The sequence below is a fragment of the Klebsiella sp. TF21-TM genome (genome assembly GCF_019753495.1).
GTDB classification, from domain to species: Bacteria; Pseudomonadota; Gammaproteobacteria; order Enterobacterales; family Enterobacteriaceae; genus Klebsiella; species Klebsiella quasipneumoniae.
The window spans coordinates 77,455-95,670 of record NZ_JAIJYL010000017.1 but is presented as its reverse complement, the minus strand read 5'-3'; the positions used below and the strand labels follow the sequence as shown (position 1 = coordinate 95,670).

General features: G+C 52.4%; 23 protein-coding genes and 1 pseudogene. All 24 read right to left on the bottom strand.

All coding sequences use genetic code 11. From position 1 onward, the window contains the following. Nucleotides 1-868: 868 nt before the first annotated feature. Nucleotides 869-1,240, bottom strand: coding sequence for a hypothetical protein (locus K5R89_RS17085; protein WP_032422618.1), 372 nt, complete (start codon nucleotides 1,238-1,240; stop codon nucleotides 869-871). 152 nt (nucleotides 1,241-1,392) lie between these two features. After that, nucleotides 1,393-1,590: an HGGxSTG domain-containing protein gene (locus K5R89_RS27795; protein ID WP_302053619.1), complete on the bottom strand. Its 198-nt coding sequence runs from the start codon at nucleotides 1,588-1,590 to the stop codon at nucleotides 1,393-1,395. Between the two features lie 252 nt (nucleotides 1,591-1,842). After that, complete coding sequence (locus K5R89_RS17080; RefSeq protein ID WP_217259483.1) at nucleotides 1,843-4,833, bottom strand: phage tail tape measure protein; 2,991 nt, start codon at nucleotides 4,831-4,833, stop codon at nucleotides 1,843-1,845. Between the two features lie 7 nt (nucleotides 4,834-4,840). Continuing rightward, a complete protein-coding gene (locus K5R89_RS17075) occupies nucleotides 4,841-5,167 on the bottom strand; it encodes a hypothetical protein (RefSeq protein WP_163585320.1) in 327 nt (108 codons plus the stop codon). After that, nucleotides 5,167-5,337, bottom strand: a complete 171-nt coding sequence (locus tag K5R89_RS17070) for a hypothetical protein (RefSeq protein ID WP_032752614.1) — start codon at nucleotides 5,335-5,337, stop codon at nucleotides 5,167-5,169. Before K5R89_RS17070 ends, K5R89_RS17075 begins: the two co-directional genes overlap by 1 nt. Before the next feature lie 173 nt (nucleotides 5,338-5,510). Further along, nucleotides 5,511-5,885 (bottom strand): hypothetical protein, encoded by a 375-nt coding sequence (locus tag K5R89_RS17065; protein WP_211776719.1) that lies wholly within the window; start codon nucleotides 5,883-5,885, stop codon nucleotides 5,511-5,513. A gap of 98 nt (nucleotides 5,886-5,983) precedes the next feature. Then, a complete protein-coding gene (locus K5R89_RS17060) occupies nucleotides 5,984-6,259 on the bottom strand; it encodes a PerC family transcriptional regulator (RefSeq protein WP_211776720.1) in 276 nt (91 codons plus the stop codon). A 13-nt stretch (nucleotides 6,260-6,272) separates the two neighbouring features. Further along, nucleotides 6,273-6,719, bottom strand: a complete 447-nt coding sequence (locus K5R89_RS17055; protein WP_136460749.1) for a single-stranded DNA-binding protein — start codon at nucleotides 6,717-6,719, stop codon at nucleotides 6,273-6,275. Next, on the bottom strand, nucleotides 6,716-7,096 hold the full coding sequence (locus K5R89_RS17050; protein ID WP_223175069.1) for a hypothetical protein: 381 nt from the start codon (nucleotides 7,094-7,096) through the stop codon (nucleotides 6,716-6,718). Before K5R89_RS17050 ends, K5R89_RS17055 begins: the two co-directional genes overlap by 4 nt. Nucleotides 7,097-7,421: 325 nt before the next feature. Continuing rightward, nucleotides 7,422-9,851, bottom strand: coding sequence for a primase-helicase zinc-binding domain-containing protein (locus K5R89_RS17045; protein ID WP_217259484.1), 2,430 nt, complete (start codon nucleotides 9,849-9,851; stop codon nucleotides 7,422-7,424). Between the two features lie 14 nt (nucleotides 9,852-9,865). Continuing rightward, nucleotides 9,866-10,492, bottom strand: a complete 627-nt coding sequence (locus K5R89_RS17040) for a hypothetical protein (RefSeq protein WP_217259485.1) — start codon at nucleotides 10,490-10,492, stop codon at nucleotides 9,866-9,868. Further along, nucleotides 10,489-10,701 (bottom strand): hypothetical protein, encoded by a 213-nt coding sequence (locus K5R89_RS17035; RefSeq protein ID WP_004866294.1) that lies wholly within the window; start codon nucleotides 10,699-10,701, stop codon nucleotides 10,489-10,491. Before K5R89_RS17035 ends, K5R89_RS17040 begins: the two co-directional genes overlap by 4 nt. Continuing rightward, entirely contained in the window at nucleotides 10,698-10,958 is a 261-nt protein-coding gene (locus K5R89_RS17030; RefSeq protein ID WP_004866297.1) for a hypothetical protein, read from the bottom strand. The genes K5R89_RS17035 and K5R89_RS17030 overlap by 4 nt, the downstream gene beginning before the upstream one ends. After that, nucleotides 10,955-11,218 (bottom strand): nicotinic acetylcholine receptor subunit beta, encoded by a 264-nt coding sequence (locus K5R89_RS17025; RefSeq protein ID WP_217259486.1) that lies wholly within the window; start codon nucleotides 11,216-11,218, stop codon nucleotides 10,955-10,957. Before K5R89_RS17025 ends, K5R89_RS17030 begins: the two co-directional genes overlap by 4 nt. Further along, nucleotides 11,215-11,532 (bottom strand): hypothetical protein, encoded by a 318-nt coding sequence (locus tag K5R89_RS17020; RefSeq protein WP_004177032.1) that lies wholly within the window; start codon nucleotides 11,530-11,532, stop codon nucleotides 11,215-11,217. Before K5R89_RS17020 ends, K5R89_RS17025 begins: the two co-directional genes overlap by 4 nt. Nucleotides 11,533-11,700: 168 nt before the next feature. Next, the gene (locus K5R89_RS27480; protein WP_231537632.1) at nucleotides 11,701-11,829 is read right to left on the bottom strand and encodes a host cell division inhibitor Icd-like protein; all 129 of its coding nucleotides are present in this window, start codon (nucleotides 11,827-11,829) and stop codon (nucleotides 11,701-11,703) included. 92 nt (nucleotides 11,830-11,921) lie between these two features. Continuing rightward, nucleotides 11,922-12,446: pseudogene (locus K5R89_RS27475) on the bottom strand (ash family protein); the annotation flags it as partial. A 41-nt stretch (nucleotides 12,447-12,487) separates the two neighbouring features. After that, on the bottom strand, nucleotides 12,488-12,667 hold the full coding sequence (locus K5R89_RS17010; protein WP_048280610.1) for a DUF4222 domain-containing protein: 180 nt from the start codon (nucleotides 12,665-12,667) through the stop codon (nucleotides 12,488-12,490). Further along, the gene (locus tag K5R89_RS17005; RefSeq protein WP_217259487.1) at nucleotides 12,660-13,469 is read right to left on the bottom strand and encodes an antA/AntB antirepressor family protein; all 810 of its coding nucleotides are present in this window, start codon (nucleotides 13,467-13,469) and stop codon (nucleotides 12,660-12,662) included. Before K5R89_RS17005 ends, K5R89_RS17010 begins: the two co-directional genes overlap by 8 nt. Before the next feature lie 13 nt (nucleotides 13,470-13,482). Beyond that, nucleotides 13,483-13,917, bottom strand: a complete 435-nt coding sequence (locus K5R89_RS17000; RefSeq protein WP_004866312.1) for a hypothetical protein — start codon at nucleotides 13,915-13,917, stop codon at nucleotides 13,483-13,485. After that, the gene (locus tag K5R89_RS16995; RefSeq protein ID WP_004866314.1) at nucleotides 13,917-14,135 is read right to left on the bottom strand and encodes an AlpA family transcriptional regulator; all 219 of its coding nucleotides are present in this window, start codon (nucleotides 14,133-14,135) and stop codon (nucleotides 13,917-13,919) included. The genes K5R89_RS17000 and K5R89_RS16995 overlap by 1 nt, the downstream gene beginning before the upstream one ends. A 126-nt stretch (nucleotides 14,136-14,261) precedes the next feature. Continuing rightward, complete coding sequence (locus tag K5R89_RS16990) at nucleotides 14,262-15,215, bottom strand: hypothetical protein (RefSeq protein WP_004866318.1); 954 nt, start codon at nucleotides 15,213-15,215, stop codon at nucleotides 14,262-14,264. Between the two features lie 7 nt (nucleotides 15,216-15,222). After that, the gene (locus tag K5R89_RS16985; RefSeq protein WP_029602776.1) at nucleotides 15,223-16,491 is read right to left on the bottom strand and encodes a site-specific integrase; all 1,269 of its coding nucleotides are present in this window, start codon (nucleotides 16,489-16,491) and stop codon (nucleotides 15,223-15,225) included. Between the two features lie 227 nt (nucleotides 16,492-16,718). Next, entirely contained in the window at nucleotides 16,719-18,197 is a 1,479-nt protein-coding gene (gene der, locus K5R89_RS16980; RefSeq protein WP_004144309.1) for a ribosome biogenesis GTPase Der, read from the bottom strand. Nucleotides 18,198-18,216 lie beyond the last annotated feature (19 nt).

The following is an 18,216-nucleotide window of genomic DNA, read 5'->3' as shown; positions in this document are numbered from 1 at the left end:
GTAGGCTTGTGCGCTCAACCTGCGGCGGTGGCGCTCTTTATCGTGCCGTGATCATGGGGTAAGCGTTAGGGCAATCTTAGCGTGCTCATGGGGTAGCCTTTTTCGATGCCCGTTCAAATGACCGAATTGACGCCTCCACTTTGCGTATCACCCGAGCAAACCCTTTAGCGTCCCTCGGTTCTTTCAGCCGCCAGTAAGCTGATTCAGTCTTTAGCAGTCGAGAGCGCTTTTTCTCGAAGGTATCCCATCTCATGCCGGCAGGCTTCGGAAACTTGAGCGGGCTATTTAGCAGGCTGCCCGCGGGTGGGTAATCATCCCCCCATATATCATGCCTCTGCTTCCACACACTGCGCCGTAAGCGAGCGATCTCATCTTCACTCTGGCTGGCATAGTGAAGGCTCCAGCATTTACGACACCCTACATCCTTCCGGCCAATAAATAATTTCGCAACCCGGCCACCACAATGCGGGCAAATGTACCATCGCCGATAGCCAAAACCTACCCGGGTGATCGTGATGCCAATAACCCGCGTTACCCCGTTGATTGTCGCGCTGTAGCCACCAGAGACCATCGAGAAGTACACCCTTCCGCTCTCGGTATCACAAAAAATGTGTGTTTTCGGGCTCGAATCCACCAGCCTGCTTTGCAGATTTGCCAGAAACTGGAGGTTAATTCGTGGTAGCGCAGAGGTGTAAACCCGCGTCTGCTCTCTCATTGGCTCAGATCTCCGCTAAAAAAATCCGCAAATGAATACGAAATCATATGAGTTCTGCACAATTGGTTACTGAGGATACGGCCTAATAATCGCTGCTGTAACCTTAATAATTGTTAACCACTCATGGGGTAAGCGGTTTCGTTTTCTCCGCAATCAGCGTTTTGATAATTCTCGCAGGAAAGCTGCCTCCATCTGCGGTTTTGCATCAGCAACACCATGCTGCAAAAACTCCTTCCTGGCCCTGGGGAGGGTGAACTTCTGCGGGATATTCGGATCTGCGACATAGATTGCGTAATTCGCTGAATATCCGATGCGGCCAGTGATGCGCGTTCCGTTGGTGATAACCTCTTTAAACTGCGAGTTAATCAGGGTGCTGGTATCAACTGGCGTATAGATTGCTGCTACGAGCCCACCTTCATGCAAGGCGGCTGTCATTGCACGCGGTAAGCGCCGCCCGGTGATGTCCCTCACCAGCGCATTGATGTTGCGCCGAATATTGTTCATGCCCCTGCCTTTAATGCCCATATTCGCTACCACGATTATCGCTCTTCGCTATAATTAAGCCTAATCATTGACTTACATCGCCACGCGCAGAACACACTTAAACAAGTACGCACTGAAAAAACCTTCTTTTTGCTGCGTACCTTTCTGCGTACTGCGTACCATCAGCGCGAACCTTACTGCGTATTGTCACCCTGGCTGGTGGCCCGCCGCTTTCTCTCCAGCCAGCGGCGGAGCCCCTCTAACTGCCGCGCCTTGCCTTCTGGTGTCTTTGCGCCGGTACTCATGCCTCCGTGTAACTTACAGCGGCCAGAAGCATACAGGGCTGTCATTTTGCAGGGTGTCCCTTTCCTCGTCGTCGCTCCGCACGTCATATCCCTGCAGGCGTCCGGGAAAGGTGTTCCGCCGCCGATATCATCAGCCCACGCACGGTATAGTTTTCTCTTTTCGTCGTTGGTCACGGGATCGCCTTTCGATGTCAACTTTTGTCACCCTCTCATGGGGTAGGTTGTTTACTGGCTGCGTTCACGCGAAAAAAGTTCTTATTTCCGACGGGTGAAAATGCTCTTAAACTGGCAGTCCTGTAAAGCATGGGGGAGAGGGTTTACCTCCCCCCTTAGGGCACATTAAAAGGCGCCCCTTGCCTGCCGTCTAAGCCCGTGCGCATCTGCGATCGCTGTGGACATTGGGCCGCCTGTATCCACGTCATTGAGAAATCCAGTAACTGTTACCACGTCACCTTGCTGGAAAGCGTCAGTGCCAGTGATGTTGTGCTGGCTGCCGGTTGTCTGATCTATCAGCTGGATATTTACCTGTATCGGCCGCTTAGAACTATCTCCCGATTGACTGGATGATGCTGATGAAGCAGGTAGGTATTCTTTACCCGTAGACGCCTTCTGGATCGTCGGAGAACTACCGGTAACATCCTTATTGCTGAACACCCGGCCTTTGTCACCAGGTATCATAATTAACCCGTTCTTGGTCTGCAGGAGTTCAGGCATATTCCCTTCGCCAACCTGGTACGCCCCACCAGCGCCTACTGTCCCACCATTTTTGCGTTTACCGGCCAGCGCGGCACCGATAGCGAACGCTGCTACCATGCCCGCAATACCGGCAATAGCAGCACCGCCAAAAGTAGCGACAGATGCGGCGGCAGCGGCAGGAGCCCAAGCGGCGGCGGTTTGAACGCCAGCCTTTTGAGATGACCTTGATGTCATTTCATCGGCGACCATCGCCATCGCAGCATTTTTCAGATACTGGACTCCCACCTCTACCAACGCCTGAACAACACTATTTGCGATCGCGCTCCCCAAATTTCGGAACGCTTCCGAAGCGCTTTGTGTTCCATCAATCAGGCCTGTTAACGAGTTAGCCGCCTGACTGGCGAACCCATCAACCGCCGAGGCCATCAACTCATTTGTTGTGCTTTGGTTGCGGAATATCTCCCACTGTGCGGCAATCCTCGCCTGCTCATATTGCGTATTGGCTGCGTTCATCAACGCAAGACCGTTAGTTGTGAGCGCCCCTTTTTGGGTTTCAAACTGCTGGATAAGCGCCAGCTCCTGGGCGTGCTGGTTGGCGAGACGCTGTACCGGGTCAATCTCCCCCTGGGCCTGCTGCTGGGGTGTCACAACCTGCCCGGCTCGAATTTTCGCCAGATTAACCTGGTGCTGCTGCTCTAATTGCTCAGAAGCCTGGTTGTATTGCTTCTGCGAGATAATCAAATTTCCCTGCGCGTCTTTGGCGCCCTTAATCATCTCAAGTTGCGATTTCTGGGCTGTATAGTCAGCGTTCTCTTTAAGCTCTGGTACGGCATTGCGCGCCTTCAATGCTGCCGTAGTATCCCATACGGCGGCAGCGTAGGTTCTGGCCTGCTGTATCTGATCGGCTGAGGCTGATTTGCCTAGTGATTGCTCGGCTCGCAGCATCGCTGATTCGCGGCTAAGCTCCTGTGTTGAGCCGGCGGCTAACTCTGCCTGCTGCTTCAAATTAGCCAACTTCTGGGCGATAGACTCTGCTGCTGTAGCGCCCGCAGTCTGCTGCGACTTGAGATCCTTCTGAGCCAGGGTGTTACGGTAAGTTGCGGCCGCCTCATCTTTCATGCGGGCTACGCGAGGGTCGTTTTTGTCAAACCCGGCATCCTCCGCAGCAAACTGAGCCTGAAGCCGTGCACGAGCCTCCCCCTGTAATTTTGACAGCTCCAGACTGCGTTCAGATTGTTTGATGAGGTTCTTCTGTCCAGACGTTGAGTTATCCATTTCATCTTTGAGGGATTTATAATTTCCCTTAGCAATTGCCGACTCTTTGGATAATAAAACGAGCTTTCCGATAAATTCCGTTAAAGCAGGAGTGGCTGTATCAGTTGACTCTCTGGTTTTCTGAAGTTCCGTCGCCAATCGCTGTAGCGCTTCCGGGGATGGATTTTTTGCGATGTCAGAAAGCTGCTTGCTGAGTTCAAAAGCTTTCTGTTCTGTAATACCGAATTTTCCCGCTACGGCTCCGACTGTGTTGCCGATGCTGTTCGCCGTTGCCTGGAAAACCTGTCCAGCTCCATATGCCTGATTAATTGCCTCAGAGTAGTTATCCGTGGTGATTTCTAGTGCTGAAAGACGATCATTGAACCCTTCGACAGAAGCAAATCCACCGGCGAATGCTGATATAGCCTTATCGCCAAACGAAAGCAGAGAGCTCGAAGCATCACTGATAGCTTTAGGTATTTTGTTAATCGCCTCGTTATATTCCAGTAGAGCCTGATTTCGCATCAACGTTGCGACTTCGGCGTTGGTTTTCGCCAGATAAGCATATTTGTCGGAAAGTGCGGCCACGCCGTTTTGCGAAATGGTGATCACCTTATCCATCGTTTCAGCGGCATCTCTCAGTGAATCTATGGCGTTTTTTCCGCCATTAAGAGACGTAATAAGCGCGCCAGCCACAACCGAACTAAGGGCAATTACAGCCCCAATCACTGCGCCGCCAGCACCAAATGCCCCAGCTAATTGCGATCCCTGCTGGGCAAAAGCAACTAAAGCCGACTGCCCACCTTGCACCTGAATGATAAAATCCTGTACCTGATAACCAGCCTGCTGCATGCTGTTTTTCCAGGTGCCGTGACTTTTCGAGCCGGTATCGACGCCAGTCTTCATGTCGTAGAGCCGACCAGTCAATTCGCCAATCTTCTGCTTTTCTTCATCTGTGGCTTTCGAGCCGGCACGCAACTGCGCCGCTAGCACAGCAGCACTACGCGCGCCATTTTCCTGCGCCTCATCCAGGACGGCCAACTGGTTGCCAAGGCTTTCAAGTATCGCTTCCGCTCTGGTGAATTCCGAACCTACGCCTGCGGTACTCGTCCCGGCATTTTGCATGGCCCTGGTGATCGCGTTCACATTGGTGTTAAGCGATTTTAGAGAGCTATCCATTGAGCGGGCATAGCCAGCAAGTTCATTAAATGAGGTTCCGGCACTCGATGCGGACGAGCTCAAATTATCAAAGGCTTTACTGCCATTTTTCGAATCAGCCGAAAGAGCATCAAGAGTGCTCTGTACCTTGTCCATCCCCTTGAGGAACGGTAAGACATCAGCGTCAATTTCAATGTAATAATTACCAAAATTATTACTCATACGCACCTCAATGTACTGTCGTGGAAGACTGTTTTTTTAAAGCCTGAGTCGTCATGAAGGTGATGACGTAAGCACCATGCTCAGTCAGTCGATACTCCGGGCCATCGAGAGAAATTAACCGCAGTAACATTTGATACGCTTCACGTTCAAATGTCGCCCCGTATTGGTTTTTGGCTGCTGAAACTGAGTTATCCACCAGCCCCGCGGCTAAAAGGTGCGTTTCAACATTGCCGCTGACGCCATCAACGGTAATGACATTATCTCCAGTTTCCCGGCGCAGATCGCGGATGTAGGTTTCAGCGATAGCCTCTGCCAGTCGTTGTAGTTGTTCCATTACGCCTCCATTTGTGTGCTTAAAGCGCGTTCCATCAACTGACGCGCGATAACGTGGATGGTGGGAGCAATGCCCAGCGGTGATTTCTTCCGTTCATTTTCCTGCAGCGTACGGAGTTTCTCGATCTGTTCCATGCTGAGAAGAACGGGTTTTACGGATGGTGTTGCCATTGCGTACCTCCTGATATTTATACAGTAATTATACTTGCAATTTTATCAACACTCATCAAATACATTGCAAAAAATGAAACGACAACTTTGTGGTTACGACCACTTTTATTGATGCATAGGCATAAAAAAAACCCCGTCGGTACGGGGCTTAATCAACTATTCGCTTTGTTTTCTTACTTACAGTATTTATTGTACAGAATGTCATATTCAGCCATTTCTGTATCAGAGAGTAGGGCCGCAAGATCACCTACATAAGAAACTCCGTTTGTTTTTATGACATGACCTCTAAACTTGAAATCATAGGTTTTCGTGTCGCGTACCATGCTCCCATCCCCGCAAACCCAGCCACTTAACACTTCGCTTGAGTTTTGGTGGTCCGGTTTGAAAGCAAGGTTCTTATAAATAAACGGAGGGTGATCACCCTCATTCATTTCGGATTTAAACATCTTTATCGCGGTATCAGCCCCATCAGTTATGATTGTTTTGCTGCTTTCATCGCATCCAGCAATTAAAAACAGCAATGCAAAACATGCCATCGCCTTTCTCATATCCCTATCCCCCAAAGTAAAGATGAATGTAGCCTACCAGTGTTTGATCGAACGGGAAACCACCACCGCAAGCCGGCTTAAAACTCAATTTTCACTGTTTAAATAGCCTTCCCCTTTAACCTGAACGCCTCGCCATTCGGCTGCGCTATCCCCATGCGGTGCTGCGTCTCCTTCACTGCCTTGTGAAGCCCACCGAAATCTTCTACACGGGCTGGTGGGCGGCGCACCTTCTGGAGACATTCATCCATGCGCCGCCGCACCCAATCCCGGGCCTCATCTTCGGCACAATGATTCATCACCTCCATCCAGCGGGTAGCGGCCCGGCGATACAACCCCTTAGCTTCAAGTGCTTCTGCCTTGCTGTCGTTTACCATGTTGCGATCCCCCTCAGAGCGGTATGTTGTCATCAAATGGTGGTGTCTGGTCGTAGTCCTCATAGCCCGGCGGGGCCGGTTGCTGCTGCGCACGCCGTAGCGCGTCTGTTGCTTGCCCCTGCTGCCCCTGTCTGCCTCCGGGGCGGGCTGTTCTGGCGCTGATCACACTGTCGGCCAGTACCTGGTAACCCTGCTGGGTGCCGCCATCCTGGCCCGTCCACTGATTGATCTGCATATTGCCCGCCACGCTGACGAGATCGCCTTTCTGGTGCTTGGCCAGCGCATCGGCCTGCTTCCCAAAGGCAATGACGCCCAGCCAAAAAGTAGCCTCTCCAGACTCTGCCGCATTGCATGGCAGTGATACCGCCATTCGAGCCATTGCCATGCTGGTGCCGCTGTTCGTCGTTCTGGTTTGCGGGTCGGCCACCAGCCGCCCGTATGCTGATATCTGTGCTGTCATTGTTTCGCTCCTGCAGATTCATATTCACGAATGATTGCAATCGTCATATCAAATAATGCCTCTGCGGCCTCTAAAGCTGAATGCTGCTCAAGTTCGTACAGGGTAATAAACGAGTAAGTAATGGCTCTGGCTGTCTTCGGTGTGGCATATCGCAGGTAGATAACTTCTGCTCTTTCCTCTAAGTCCTGCCGGAAGTCATCGCGGTGAAACAGTTCTCTATGTGATACCTGAAACGGCTCGTTCAGCCAGGTTACATCGGCATATTTGACACGTTTCCATACAATAATCACCGGATACTTAAACCTGTCGCAGTATTCTAAATGATCGCCCGGAATGAGCAGCGATGGTCTCCCCTGGCACTCAGCGAATTTTTTCATTTTTCCTCTATTCATCATTCTGGATACCCCCCTGCAAATCTTTTTGGGGGTGTTGTCGGTCTACCCGTCTACCTTTACCATTAAAAATCGCTCAAGGTCAGCAACCATGCGGCTTTCAGCCGGGTAGAGGTTTCATTTTGTACGTCTACCTTACCTCTACTTACGTCTACCCTGATTATTTATACAGCCATTTCTAAAGTAGAGGTATGTAGACGTAAGGTAGAGGTAAATATATATACGTCTACCTGCCTGTATCCCTTGCTATCACTGGCCTGAAAGCACATTTGGTAGAGGTGTAGACGTAAATCACCCTAAAAAAGTTTCACTATGGGGTTTCTGGAATATCAGCCCCGTAGGCGCGGGGGATAAATTCCTCTGCCAGTTCCGTTATGCTGAGGTTGGTCTGGGTGCGCCCCCTGACTTTCCTTGTAAGATACTGGCTTCGGTATTCCTTCGCGGAGTTCTTCATGGCCCGTGAAAACTTCTCCACAGACAGCGGTTTACCCAGCCCGTGATATTCCAGGAATGCCAGATACAGATGATAGAGATATGCCCTCGGCTCTGGCTGGCCAGCCCAGGAACCACCGCCCATCATCAAACCCTTTGGCTCATTCATGAAGTACAAAGCCGCGCACATGTCTATCACCGGGTCAGTACCGCGTTTAACGTCCAGCGCCTCTTGAGAATCACGCTGCTCAATTAAAAGAGTCTTCGCTTTGTTCTGGTCTGCAAATGTGGCCAGCAGGTGGCGGATAATTACCGGGATTTCTGACCTGATTTTTGCTGTGAGATCCGGGTCTTTATCTGCCTCTGATACCGGGTTGTTAAAAGGGAATATCACCCGGCGGCGAGCAATTCCCCCGTTGCGTTCGGTAAAGGTCATCGGCTCGTTATTGGTTGCCAGCACGACGGCGCTCAGCACGGTGGTGAATTGCTTCTCATACTTCCCATCAATCTCTACTGGATCGCCGCCCGTTACAGCCTTTATACCCGCACCTTCACCCACATAACGGGTCTGGTCAGGCATGATTATCAGGCTCTTACCCACAAACTGCGCACGCCCGCGGGCAAGATCCAGCGTGCTCATGCTACCGCTGGCGGTATTGTGCTCACCTGCCAGTGTAGTGGCTATGCTGCTGAACACTGATTTACCGCTGCCACCTTCTCCCGTCACCTCAATGAATAGCTGCCAGTCGTGACGCTTCGCCAGCACCATAAACAGGGCTGCTTTGATGCGTTCGGCCTTCTGGTTATTACCCGCCGTTGCATGATTCAGCCATCGGGTAAAGCTGGGGGCATGGGTAGCGAGGTTCTCGCCGGGTGCCGGCGGCATATAGGCAATGCCATTGTGGTTTACCAGCCAATTATCGGGGCTGTGCGGGCTGAACGTCTGCGCGGTGAGGTCATACACGCCGTTCTCAAAACCAATAAGATCGCCGCGCTGCTCACCGATAACAGGTAGCTGTAATTTCATGGTGGCAACCACGGATTTGATGCCCTTCTCAGTGTAGTGGGCTTCGTGCTCCTCAAAAATTGATACCATTACCCGCTCAAGCTCGCTGTCAGCCACCTTTTCCCACACGCCAGAGCCATAGCAATAAACGCTGCCGCTGTCCGGGTTGACTGCCAGCATTTCCCATCGTGAGGAAAGTAGTTTTGCCTTCTGGCTCGCGGCCATCTGTGAAATATCCCCGGCCTCTGCACTCCGGCGTTTTTTACCGCCCTCAATGGCCTGTAGCTGCGGTTTCACATCTTCCCCCTGCGGTTGGTACATTGAATCGTTAAATGCTGCTGTAGCGGTTTCCAGCCCGTGCTGCTGGTGATAGTCGTTCCAGTCTGCTTTGCACTCAGTCGGGGGCAGTGATACCCAGCCAGCCACGGATAAGGCGGCTTTTTCTGCGGCGTCTTTGCCCGTATTGGTGCCCCCACTTTCGGGGCCTCCTTGCTGGTGGTCGTTATCAGCGGCGATGATGATTTGTGCCTGTGGGTACTTCCGGCGCATGACTTCGGCGACGGGCAGCAGGTTGCCCGCGTCGATTGCTGCCACTGTCAGCGCGTCTGTGCGAATTAAGTGACACGTTAGAGCGGTAGCCAGCCCCTCGGCAATCACGACGCTTTGAGGCCGTTCCAGCGCGTTTACGGCGTAATATGCCCCGCGCTTTGCCGATCCCTTAATGAGTCGCTTTTCTCCCTGCGGGGTGATGGTCTGCGCGGCTGTGACTGCGCCGGATTCATCCACCAGCTCCAGCAATAACGAACCATCGGGCATAAGCGGGTATTTAAACCCGGTCAGCCCTTTTGATTGCAGGTACTCAGATTCTCCCTGTATGGATCTCAGGCGCATTCCGGTATACAGACGGGCAAACGTAGCCCTTCGCTGATCTGCGTCCTCTGCTGCCTGTTTCTGGCGGTCTGCGGCTAACTGCCTCTGTCTCTGGCTGGCAGCGTCTGGTGCTGATTCTGCGGCCCGGTAATCAATACCCAGCACATCAGCGGCAAGGTGTGCCGCCTCCGTGGTGTCGCAGTTGTTCACCTTCTTAATCAGGTCTAAGCCATCGCCCGCGCCGCACTGGTTGCAGATAAAGCTGCCGCGCCCGTTGTCGTCGAATCTGAAACGGTCTTTCCCACCACATGCAGGGCAGGGGGCATGGCGGCGCGATGAATCAGGAACGTCGATAGACAATCCGGCCAGCACATAAGGCCATCGCCCTGCTGCGGCGCTGGTCACTTCGCGGATAAGGTCGATATTACGCATTCGTGTTACCTCCCTCAGTGCGCCGCTGGCATTTCAGGCAAGCCGTTTTCATTCAGATCGGCAATGAATCCATCGTGTAGCTCTGCCAGCGTTTCACGCCCGAACGGGGTCAATTCCCCGCGCTCCGTGTCGATCATGGCCTGATAAAAAACAATGGCGTTCGCTGTTCCCTGCTCAATGCCGTAGCGCTCAATCATTGCGCCCTCCATGTTGTTAGCCATCGCCAGACGTTCCGCGAACGGGTAAACCACAATCCCCGCCGTGCCATTTGAATAAAACGTCACCAGCGACGATTTGCCGTCATCCTCCGTGATGGTGGTTGTGCCGTTTTCGCGCTTCATCTCAGAAATGAACGTCGCAGCAATCAGCCAGCGCCACATAGTGACGTTATGCTGCGCGGTGAAGTCGAACCAGCCACGCGCCCCGCCATCAGCAACGGCAAAATGTATGGCGTATCCGATATCTGGCTTGTCGTCGTACTCTCCGGCGTCAAGGCCGTTCACGGCGCTCTCGTAGCTGATAAGAGCAACCTGCTCAAATCCCCCGGCATCATTGCGGGTCATGATATTGACGCCGTGCGGTGTGGCTTCGGCGCGTAATACGTCGTCATTTCCCGGTGTGAATTTCTCTACGTTGCTCATGCTTTGCCGTCCAGACTCAAATCCATATCAACTAACTCGCCTTCTACTGAATCCATCAGCTCGGGGATACCATCCAGAAGGGTAATGACTGCGCCAATAAGATGATCCGTGCCGCTATCTTTTTTAATCGGTGCTTCAAGCCAAAGAGAAAGAACTTGCTGCGCTTGCTTGATACGGCAGGCTGAATCAATCAGGGATAACTTGCTCATGCGCTGCCCTCCCGACACTCGCGCATCTTCGTTAGTTCATCAGCCAGGCGATTAACTTTGCGCTCGGTTCTAATGGTTGCGCATCTCAACTCGGTGATTAATGTCGCAAGTCTGGCGCCATAAAGCGGATTGGCGGCACGTAATGGCCCGTCCAGATAAAGATTCCATAACTCAAGCAATTCACTGGCATAGCGCACCGCTGCCGTTGCGTCACCTGTCGGGATTGTTTCTGGTTCAATTACGGCGACTGTATTCATGCGCTGCCCTCCGCATCAATTCTGGCCATATCGACAATCGTCAGGACTTTACTCAGCCAGCAATACACGATTTCGGCCTGTTCATCGCTTAGTTGAGTGGCTAAATCAGTCATAACGTGAGCCAGCCCATTGCGGGCGCGGGTCATGCGTTCTGCGGTGCGTTCCGCCAGCGTAAAATCTTCCGGATAAGGCTGCACACGGGATAGCGTCGCCTCGGCCTCAAGTTCGGCAGGATGGCGGTATATAGCGTTTATATTCATTTGCCCGCCCTCATTTTTGATTCTTTGACGCAGTCAGAACGACACACACCCGCATTCGCTACGGTATCGTTAAGCGCCAGCACCACCTCACCAACCGTACCCAGCATTGCGCCTATTTTGCGCATGTCTCCCTTTGCGGTCTCCTCGGTGTAGTTGTTATTGTCCGTGGCCCAGAACATCAGACTTCCAATGGCACTAATGCCGAGCAACAAATCACTCACAGCCTCATCCATGCGGTTCTGAATGCCTTCCAGCTCATCAACGGTGGCGCCTTTGCCGAATTCGTGGCGAACTAAATCGTTATACAGGCTCATGCTGCCACCTCCTGTACGCGTGTAATGCGAACGTGGCTGAGACCTTCACGCTGCGCCTGAAGCACTGCGTGGGCCATTGCTGTTTTAGTGTCGCTGGATGTGAGTTGATAGCCGATACCAACCGTTAAACCGCGCTTATTGACGGCATAGCCCGTAATGCGGAAATAGTTACGCATGAGCCACCTCCAGACGGATGCGACCAGCGAAAAAGCAGACGTGATCCCGAACCAGAGAACGGCGAGCTTCACGCTCAGAAGCTGCGGCGATATGGTGAATTTTTGCGGTAATTGTCGGCATATCGCGGCGAACAGCGGCGATAATCCAGATAAATTGCGGAGTTTGGGTAGGGGTAGTAGCCAACATGTGGCAGCCTCCGATAACAGGGGATTAAACCCATCACCGGAAACGCCAATTTCACTGGTGATGGACTGGACAGGGTTGGCGTAACCGGCGTTATCGGAAACCGGCGCTTCCGAAGAAGCCCCCGCCCAGCCCACCATAATTCTGAGGCAAGTCCGGTATGACACCGAACCGCTGAAAAAAGGGTGTACTGAGCTAACGACACAAAAAAAGACGCTTGGCGCGTCATATGTCGCCGACAACTTTACCAGGACGCCAATCCCGGCACCAGATTTTGCTGGTGCGCTATAACCATAGACCGGGATACCGTCAGTCCGCAAGCCCTTTTTGTCACGGTGCGGCAATTTATAGCTGGCGGTGTGATGGGCCCCGCATCCACCGCCGGCGCCGGACACGCTATCTTCCAGATAGTCAGTTTCCGAACGCTTACCCGCGCGCGTACTTGTCTCGAAATACACTTCAACAAAGCCACTATCAGTGGCCCACAGAATGACAGGTTTTGACAGGTTCCCGCGGTGGCGCACCACCAGCAGAGCGTTAACTTTTACAAACATCAGGCCAGCCAGAGAGAGGCTTTTGCGCCGGGCGGCGGTAATCATTGCTTTACCTCCGTGTACTCCTTCATGAAGCGCTCAATGGGCTGTACGCATGGGAACCGATAGCCCTCGCGATAGAACGTCACGCGGTTATGCGCTACAGCGGTCACGCTCACCATCTGGCCGTGAGCGTCGCGATAGGAGTGGTTTGGCAGCGGTGTGCTGGTGGGCTTATTCATCGTTAGCCCCCAGACGTTTAGCCAGCCAACGCTGAGAGAGGCGGGTTAATTCCGCTTTACGCTGGCCGTACTCCATGCCCATATCGATCAGCGTGATGTTTGTACCCTCCAGGTAGCTGAGGTGTTCCAGTTGGGCGGCGCTCATGCTATCGCGCGGTTCGCCGTCGATACCGTTCACCTGTGCCCACTGCTTAGCGGTCATGCCACCCAGCACAACACGGGCGATCATGTTGCTTTCATTGCTGTAGTGCCGGGCTTGCGTCTCTTTCCCCTGTTCTGCCCGGGCAGCATCCAGAGCGGCGCACATCGGCTTGAAGAGGTTGGCAGCACCAATGCGGGCTTTGAGGTGCCGGCGATACTTCGCGGCGATTTCCGGCGCACTCAGCTGTAGCGCTTCCTCGCACTGGATGAAATAGCGGCGGACGGCGCGCCCCTGTTCATTGCGCTCAACCATTGCCACTTCTTTAGCCATATCCAGCGAGAGAAGGTAATCATGCTCGATTTGCTGGCGAAATTTTGCGCTCGCCCGTTTTGGTGAGCTCAAATTTTCAACACGGATATAGTTAGTCCCGGCCACAAATCCGTACTGGTCGATGCGGCCTTTAATCCAGTTGGTAAAGTCGCGGCCCACACCCAGCGCTTTATGCAAATCTCTGGCGCTCGCAATATTGGTTTCGCGCCCGCCAATTTGGCCGGGAATAACGGGAACGATGGCGGCAAAGTCATTGCCGTTAATTACGCCCGGGTTAACGTTGGGTTGAGGGGCGGCCTCAGAATTGAATCTGCTTTTTTCGATTTTCATTTTTTCGGCTCCGTTATGCGGCGGTGAAGTTGTCCGGGTAGAGGTTCAGAATGTCGGCGATATCCTGCTTTGAAAGCCCGTAATGTTGGTTGACTGCGGCCATGCGGTTAACGAACTGAATCACCTTCAGCACGTCACCACGGCACGCAAACCGGTAACGCATGTGCGCCCCGATACCATCAGGATTTTTCTCTTCCAGGCGTTCCAGACAGATATCAAGCTCGCGCTCAAGCTCGCTCGCATAGTTGCGGCCAGATGAGAGCCGGCAATGGCGCAGGATATCGTTTTCTGTCCACCCACCAGCCCCACAGCGCAGCATGTAGGTACGGGCACGGTGTTTCTTCGGAGTGCGTTTTGAGGCTTGAACGGTGTAGGCTGGTGGCGTAACATCAGATCCGCGAGTATCTGTGTTAACCGCCTGCTGTCCGGGGCGGTTTTCTTTTTGCATCACACCACCTTCCCGCGGCGCTCTGCCAGCCATTTGTTAATCTCTACCGCATTAAAAGCAGTGATTTTTTCCCCCAACTTAACCGGGGATGGAATGTGCTTATCGCGAACCCAGCGATCCAACGTGGCCACGTGAATGCCGAGGTGCTGAGCCAAGCGGAAGCGTCGAATGTAACCACTGGATGGAATTGTTACGCTAAGTGTTTCTTGCTCTTGCATATGCCCTGTAACCCCTCTGTTTCGGTTTATGCGTCGTTACAGGGCTTATGCTATACATCATGAGGAATGGTTGATAAGTGACGCCATTTTGTTTTTGTAGGTTAATATTTTATTAGCCTGGTGATATCAGTTCTTGTCACCCTTCATAGCCTCTCTCAGACATTTTATTATCTTGTCCTCACCCAAGGATATCGGTTTCTCATGTCGCCCCTCGACTATGCGCTTTGCCCAGGCCTGTTGTGTAATATCACCTTTCTTTCCTTTGCACGATTCAGGGTCATTTAAAAGCCAATAAATTGCTGCTTTATAAACCTCTTCTCTTTTACGTGCCGATATTTCAACGTTTCCATGTACATTATTAATGTCAAACATTTCTTTCTCTTCATAAGAGAAACCATCCAAATCAAATGAATTATAAATACCCTCATTATTTTCAATACAATCATGAAGTTTTTTAATCCAATGCCTTGAAAGAAGCACGTCATCTTTGCTTATTGTGTGATATTCTATTTTCTTATTAATGGCATTTATAATCTCTTCAGGGTTGGGGTCACCATGAGAAGGTCTAACCAATATAGGGAGTGTTTTTTCCCTAAATACATTCTCAGCCCTGAGAAAGGCGCGAATGTCATGCTTAATATACAAATCCATATGCTGATCAACAACGAGAGCTTCATTAAGCTCTATCTGACCCACAGAACTCAACTCCCTGATTTTATTAGGCCTAATAGCCCACAAGCCAAAAGCCCATCCTTTAACATGTATTCTATTTCCATCTCTATATACTTCTGGATTGTTCATGTCAGGCATGAAGTATGAAACGCGCCTTTCGACACTTAGAGTAACTTGGTTGTACTCTGAAATTAGTGATTCAAATAGCTCTGCGCTATCCTTCCCACCTACGTGATCAAAGGATAGAAAGCTTGGGAAATAATCAAGCCTAAGAGAAAGGCTAATAGCATTAATTTCAGCCCAATGAAACAAGTCATCGACTGAACAACCCAGCATACTACTGGCTTTTTGGAGATCGCAAAATTCTAGTGGTAAAATTCTGCTCTTGATGTTTTTATCTGGTCTCATAATAATCTCATTTGGCTGATGCGTTCATCGCGATGCTTATTGGCGTCACGTTATAATCTTCACCAGTTTCTAAGGCCACCAGCAGATTCGCCCACTGCGCCAGCGCCGCTTTCCGCTCATCAAAGTACTGGTGACGGTTATAAATACCCTCTATGCCCGGTATTTTATGGTTAAGGCAACGCTCGGCTATCACCGGGTCAATGCCTATCGCGGCCATCTGGGTGCGCATGGTGCGCCGCAGGTCATGGATACTGAACGGCTCAACGTCAGCCATTTCTTTAAGTACGGACGGCATAACCATATTCAGCGTGGCACGGCTAACGTGGGCCGTTGTTCTGGCGCGTCTGGCCGGAATTAACCAGCGACTATCACCGGCGAAAAGTCGAATCTCTTTAATCCATTCGATCACTGGCGCCGGCAGCGGGATATCGATGTCATCACCATTCTTTGCCCGCGAGCCAGGGAGATGCCACACCTCGTTATCAAGGTCGAACTCCGACCATTCGGCGGCACAGAGCTCCATTTTGCGCACCCCAAGCGCCAGAATAATCTTGAAGGTCAGCTCATTCTCTCTGCTGATTCCACGCCCGCGGCGTAGCGCCTTGAAGAACATAATCAGCTCATCACGGCTTAACGCGCGTTTGCGCCCCTGCTCCTTCCCGCCAGCGTCTTTGGAGCCAAAGGATATCGCCGGGTTAACCTCTATCATTCCGCGTACCACAGCGTAATCAAACAGGCGTTTGAGCATGCGAAGTACATCATTAGCTACCGTGGGAGATCCGCGCTCTAAAACATCCTGCAGGACGCTATCAATGTGCCGCGGCCGAACGTCCTCTACCTTCATCTTTCCTATGAGCGCAACGATGTTCTTTTGCAGGCTGCTGCGGAAAAGCTCCGGGTGTTTGTAAGTGGTTTCTATCTGGCGGGCGTAATACTCAGCGGCAAGCTCTGAAACGTGAATGGCGTTCTTCTCAGCCTCAATCTTCGCTATTGCCTCAGCCTTGCGCTCCTGCTTCTCTGCGGCTACGTCATACCCGAGCGCTACCCGTGCGGATAGCTCTTTCGCTATATCTCGGGCTTTTGCCAGTGAGAAATCGGAATAAGAACCGATCATCATGGTGCGGGCCTTGCCCATCAGCTTATATCGATAGCGCCAAAAAGGAGTTTTATCCTCTTTTCGAAACCTCAGATAGAGGCCGTCACCGTCTGCTCGCCCCTCGAAGCGTTCCCCGCTCTTAATCCATGCGCGGATCTGCATGTCTGTAAGTTTTGGCATGTGCGAATACCTGAAAATCCTTACCATGATCCATTGGGTACACCGCAAAATGTACCCAAATTGCTTAGAGGTATACCCAAAACTTTGACTAATGATCATGGGTACACCTCTGTGTACACGCCAATCATGCGCTTTGTTGCGTTTTTATGATAGCCCATGATAACAAAAAAGCCCGGCAGATGCGGGCTTTGGGTGTTTTGTGCTGGTAGGTGAATCGTCCTGATAGCTTATTTGCTTTTCTTGATGTGCTTGATCAGGCGCTTACGTTTCCGCATCTGGTTCGGCGTCAGGGTGTTGCGCTTGTTGGCGAACGGGTTTTCCCCTTCCTTGAACTGGATACGGATTGGCGTACCCATCACGTCCAGGGATTTACGGAAATAGTTCATCAGATAGCGCTTGTAGGAATCCGGCAGATCCTTCACCTGGTTACCGTGGATCACCACGATAGGCGGGTTGTAGCCCCCGGCGTGGGCATATTTCAGCTTCACGCGACGGCCGCGAACCAGCGGTGGCTGATGATCTTCCGCCGCCATGTTCATGATCCGGGTGAGCATCGCGGTGCTTACGCGGCGGGTTGCGCTATCGTAGGCTTCACGTACCGATTCAAACAGGTTGCCGACGCCGCTGCCGTGCAGGGCGGAGATGAAGTGCACCCGGGCAAAGTCGATAAAGCCCAGACGATAGTCGAGGGTCTCTTTCACCTGCTCCTTCACTTCCTGGCTCAGGCCGTCCCATTTGTTGACGACGATCACCAGGGAGCGGCCGCTGTTGAGGATAAAGCCCAGCAGCGACAGATCCTGATCGGAGATGCCTTCGCGGGCATCAATCACCAGCAGCACGACGTTGGCGTCTTCAATCGCCTGCAGCGTCTTGATGACCGAGAATTTCTCCACCACATCAGTAATTTTGCCGCGCTTGCGCACCCCGGCGGTATCGATGAGCACGTATTCGCGCTCGTCACGCTGCATCGGGATGTAAATGCTGTCGCGGGTGGTGCCCGGCATATCGTAGACCACCACACGATCTTCGCCGAGGATGCGGTTGGTGAGCGTCGATTTACCGACGTTAGGACGTCCGACAATCGCCAGCTTGATCGGCAGATCCTGCGGATTGAAATCGTCTTCCGGCTCTTCTTCCGCTTCACCGTTCTGCTCAGCTTCGAATTTTGCCCAGTATTCGGCGTCTTCATCCACTTCTTCCTGAGGATTAACCTCATCGACCCATGGCAGCAGGGCCTGCTCAAGCAGGCTGGTCACGCCGCGGCCGTGCGAAGCGGCAATAGGATAGATATCGCCCAGGCCGAGCGACCAGAAGTCCGCCATCGCCTGGTCGACGTCGATGCCGTCGGTTTTGTTAGCCACCAGGAAGGTGGGCTTTTCACGAGAGCGCAGGTGTTTAGCGATCGCGATGTCCGCCGGCATCAGGCCCGCGCGCGCATCGACCATAAACAGCACCACATCGGCCTCTTCGATTGCCAGCAGCGACTGCTCCGCCATCCGGGTTTCCACGCCCTCTTCCGTACCATCAATACCACCGGTATCGATACAGATGAATTCGCGGCCTTCGACTTCGGCCCGACCGTACTTACGGTCACGAGTCAGCCCCGGGAAATCCGCAACCAGCGCATCACGAGTGCGCGTCAGGCGGTTAAAGAGCGTGGATTTTCCAACGTTAGGGCGCCCGACAAGCGCGACCACAGGTATCATGTTAAATGCCTCATACAAT

Coding starts and splice junctions, on each gene's coding strand:
- K5R89_RS17085 (WP_032422618.1), bottom strand. CDS start 1,240: ATGGGCATTAAAGGCAGGGGCATGAACAATATTCGGCGCAACATCAAT.
- K5R89_RS27795 (WP_302053619.1), bottom strand. CDS start 1,590: ATGACGTGCGGAGCGACGACGAGGAAAGGGACACCCTGCAAAATGACA.
- K5R89_RS17080 (WP_217259483.1), bottom strand. CDS start 4,833: ATGAGTAATAATTTTGGTAATTATTACATTGAAATTGACGCTGATGTC.
- K5R89_RS17075 (WP_163585320.1), bottom strand. CDS start 5,167: ATGGAACAACTACAACGACTGGCAGAGGCTATCGCTGAAACCTACATC.
- K5R89_RS17070 (WP_032752614.1), bottom strand. CDS start 5,337: ATGGCAACACCATCCGTAAAACCCGTTCTTCTCAGCATGGAACAGATC.
- K5R89_RS17065 (WP_211776719.1), bottom strand. CDS start 5,885: ATGAGAAAGGCGATGGCATGTTTTGCATTGCTGTTTTTAATTGCTGGA.
- K5R89_RS17060 (WP_211776720.1), bottom strand. CDS start 6,259: ATGGTAAACGACAGCAAGGCAGAAGCACTTGAAGCTAAGGGGTTGTAT.
- K5R89_RS17055 (WP_136460749.1), bottom strand. CDS start 6,719: ATGACAGCACAGATATCAGCATACGGGCGGCTGGTGGCCGACCCGCAA.
- K5R89_RS17050 (WP_223175069.1), bottom strand. CDS start 7,096: ATGAAAAAATTCGCTGAGTGCCAGGGGAGACCATCGCTGCTCATTCCG.
- K5R89_RS17045 (WP_217259484.1), bottom strand. CDS start 9,851: ATGCGTAATATCGACCTTATCCGCGAAGTGACCAGCGCCGCAGCAGGG.
- K5R89_RS17040 (WP_217259485.1), bottom strand. CDS start 10,492: ATGAGCAACGTAGAGAAATTCACACCGGGAAATGACGACGTATTACGC.
- K5R89_RS17035 (WP_004866294.1), bottom strand. CDS start 10,701: ATGAGCAAGTTATCCCTGATTGATTCAGCCTGCCGTATCAAGCAAGCG.
- K5R89_RS17030 (WP_004866297.1), bottom strand. CDS start 10,958: ATGAATACAGTCGCCGTAATTGAACCAGAAACAATCCCGACAGGTGAC.
- K5R89_RS17025 (WP_217259486.1), bottom strand. CDS start 11,218: ATGAATATAAACGCTATATACCGCCATCCTGCCGAACTTGAGGCCGAG.
- K5R89_RS17020 (WP_004177032.1), bottom strand. CDS start 11,532: ATGAGCCTGTATAACGATTTAGTTCGCCACGAATTCGGCAAAGGCGCC.
- K5R89_RS27480 (WP_231537632.1), bottom strand. CDS start 11,829: ATGCCGACAATTACCGCAAAAATTCACCATATCGCCGCAGCTTCTGAG.
- K5R89_RS17010 (WP_048280610.1), bottom strand. CDS start 12,667: ATGAATAAGCCCACCAGCACACCGCTGCCAAACCACTCCTATCGCGAC.
- K5R89_RS17005 (WP_217259487.1), bottom strand. CDS start 13,469: ATGAAAATCGAAAAAAGCAGATTCAATTCTGAGGCCGCCCCTCAACCC.
- K5R89_RS17000 (WP_004866312.1), bottom strand. CDS start 13,917: ATGCAAAAAGAAAACCGCCCCGGACAGCAGGCGGTTAACACAGATACT.
- K5R89_RS16995 (WP_004866314.1), bottom strand. CDS start 14,135: ATGCAAGAGCAAGAAACACTTAGCGTAACAATTCCATCCAGTGGTTAC.
- K5R89_RS16990 (WP_004866318.1), bottom strand. CDS start 15,215: ATGAGACCAGATAAAAACATCAAGAGCAGAATTTTACCACTAGAATTT.
- K5R89_RS16985 (WP_029602776.1), bottom strand. CDS start 16,491: ATGCCAAAACTTACAGACATGCAGATCCGCGCATGGATTAAGAGCGGG.
- der (WP_004144309.1), bottom strand. CDS start 18,197: ATGATACCTGTGGTCGCGCTTGTCGGGCGCCCTAACGTTGGAAAATCC.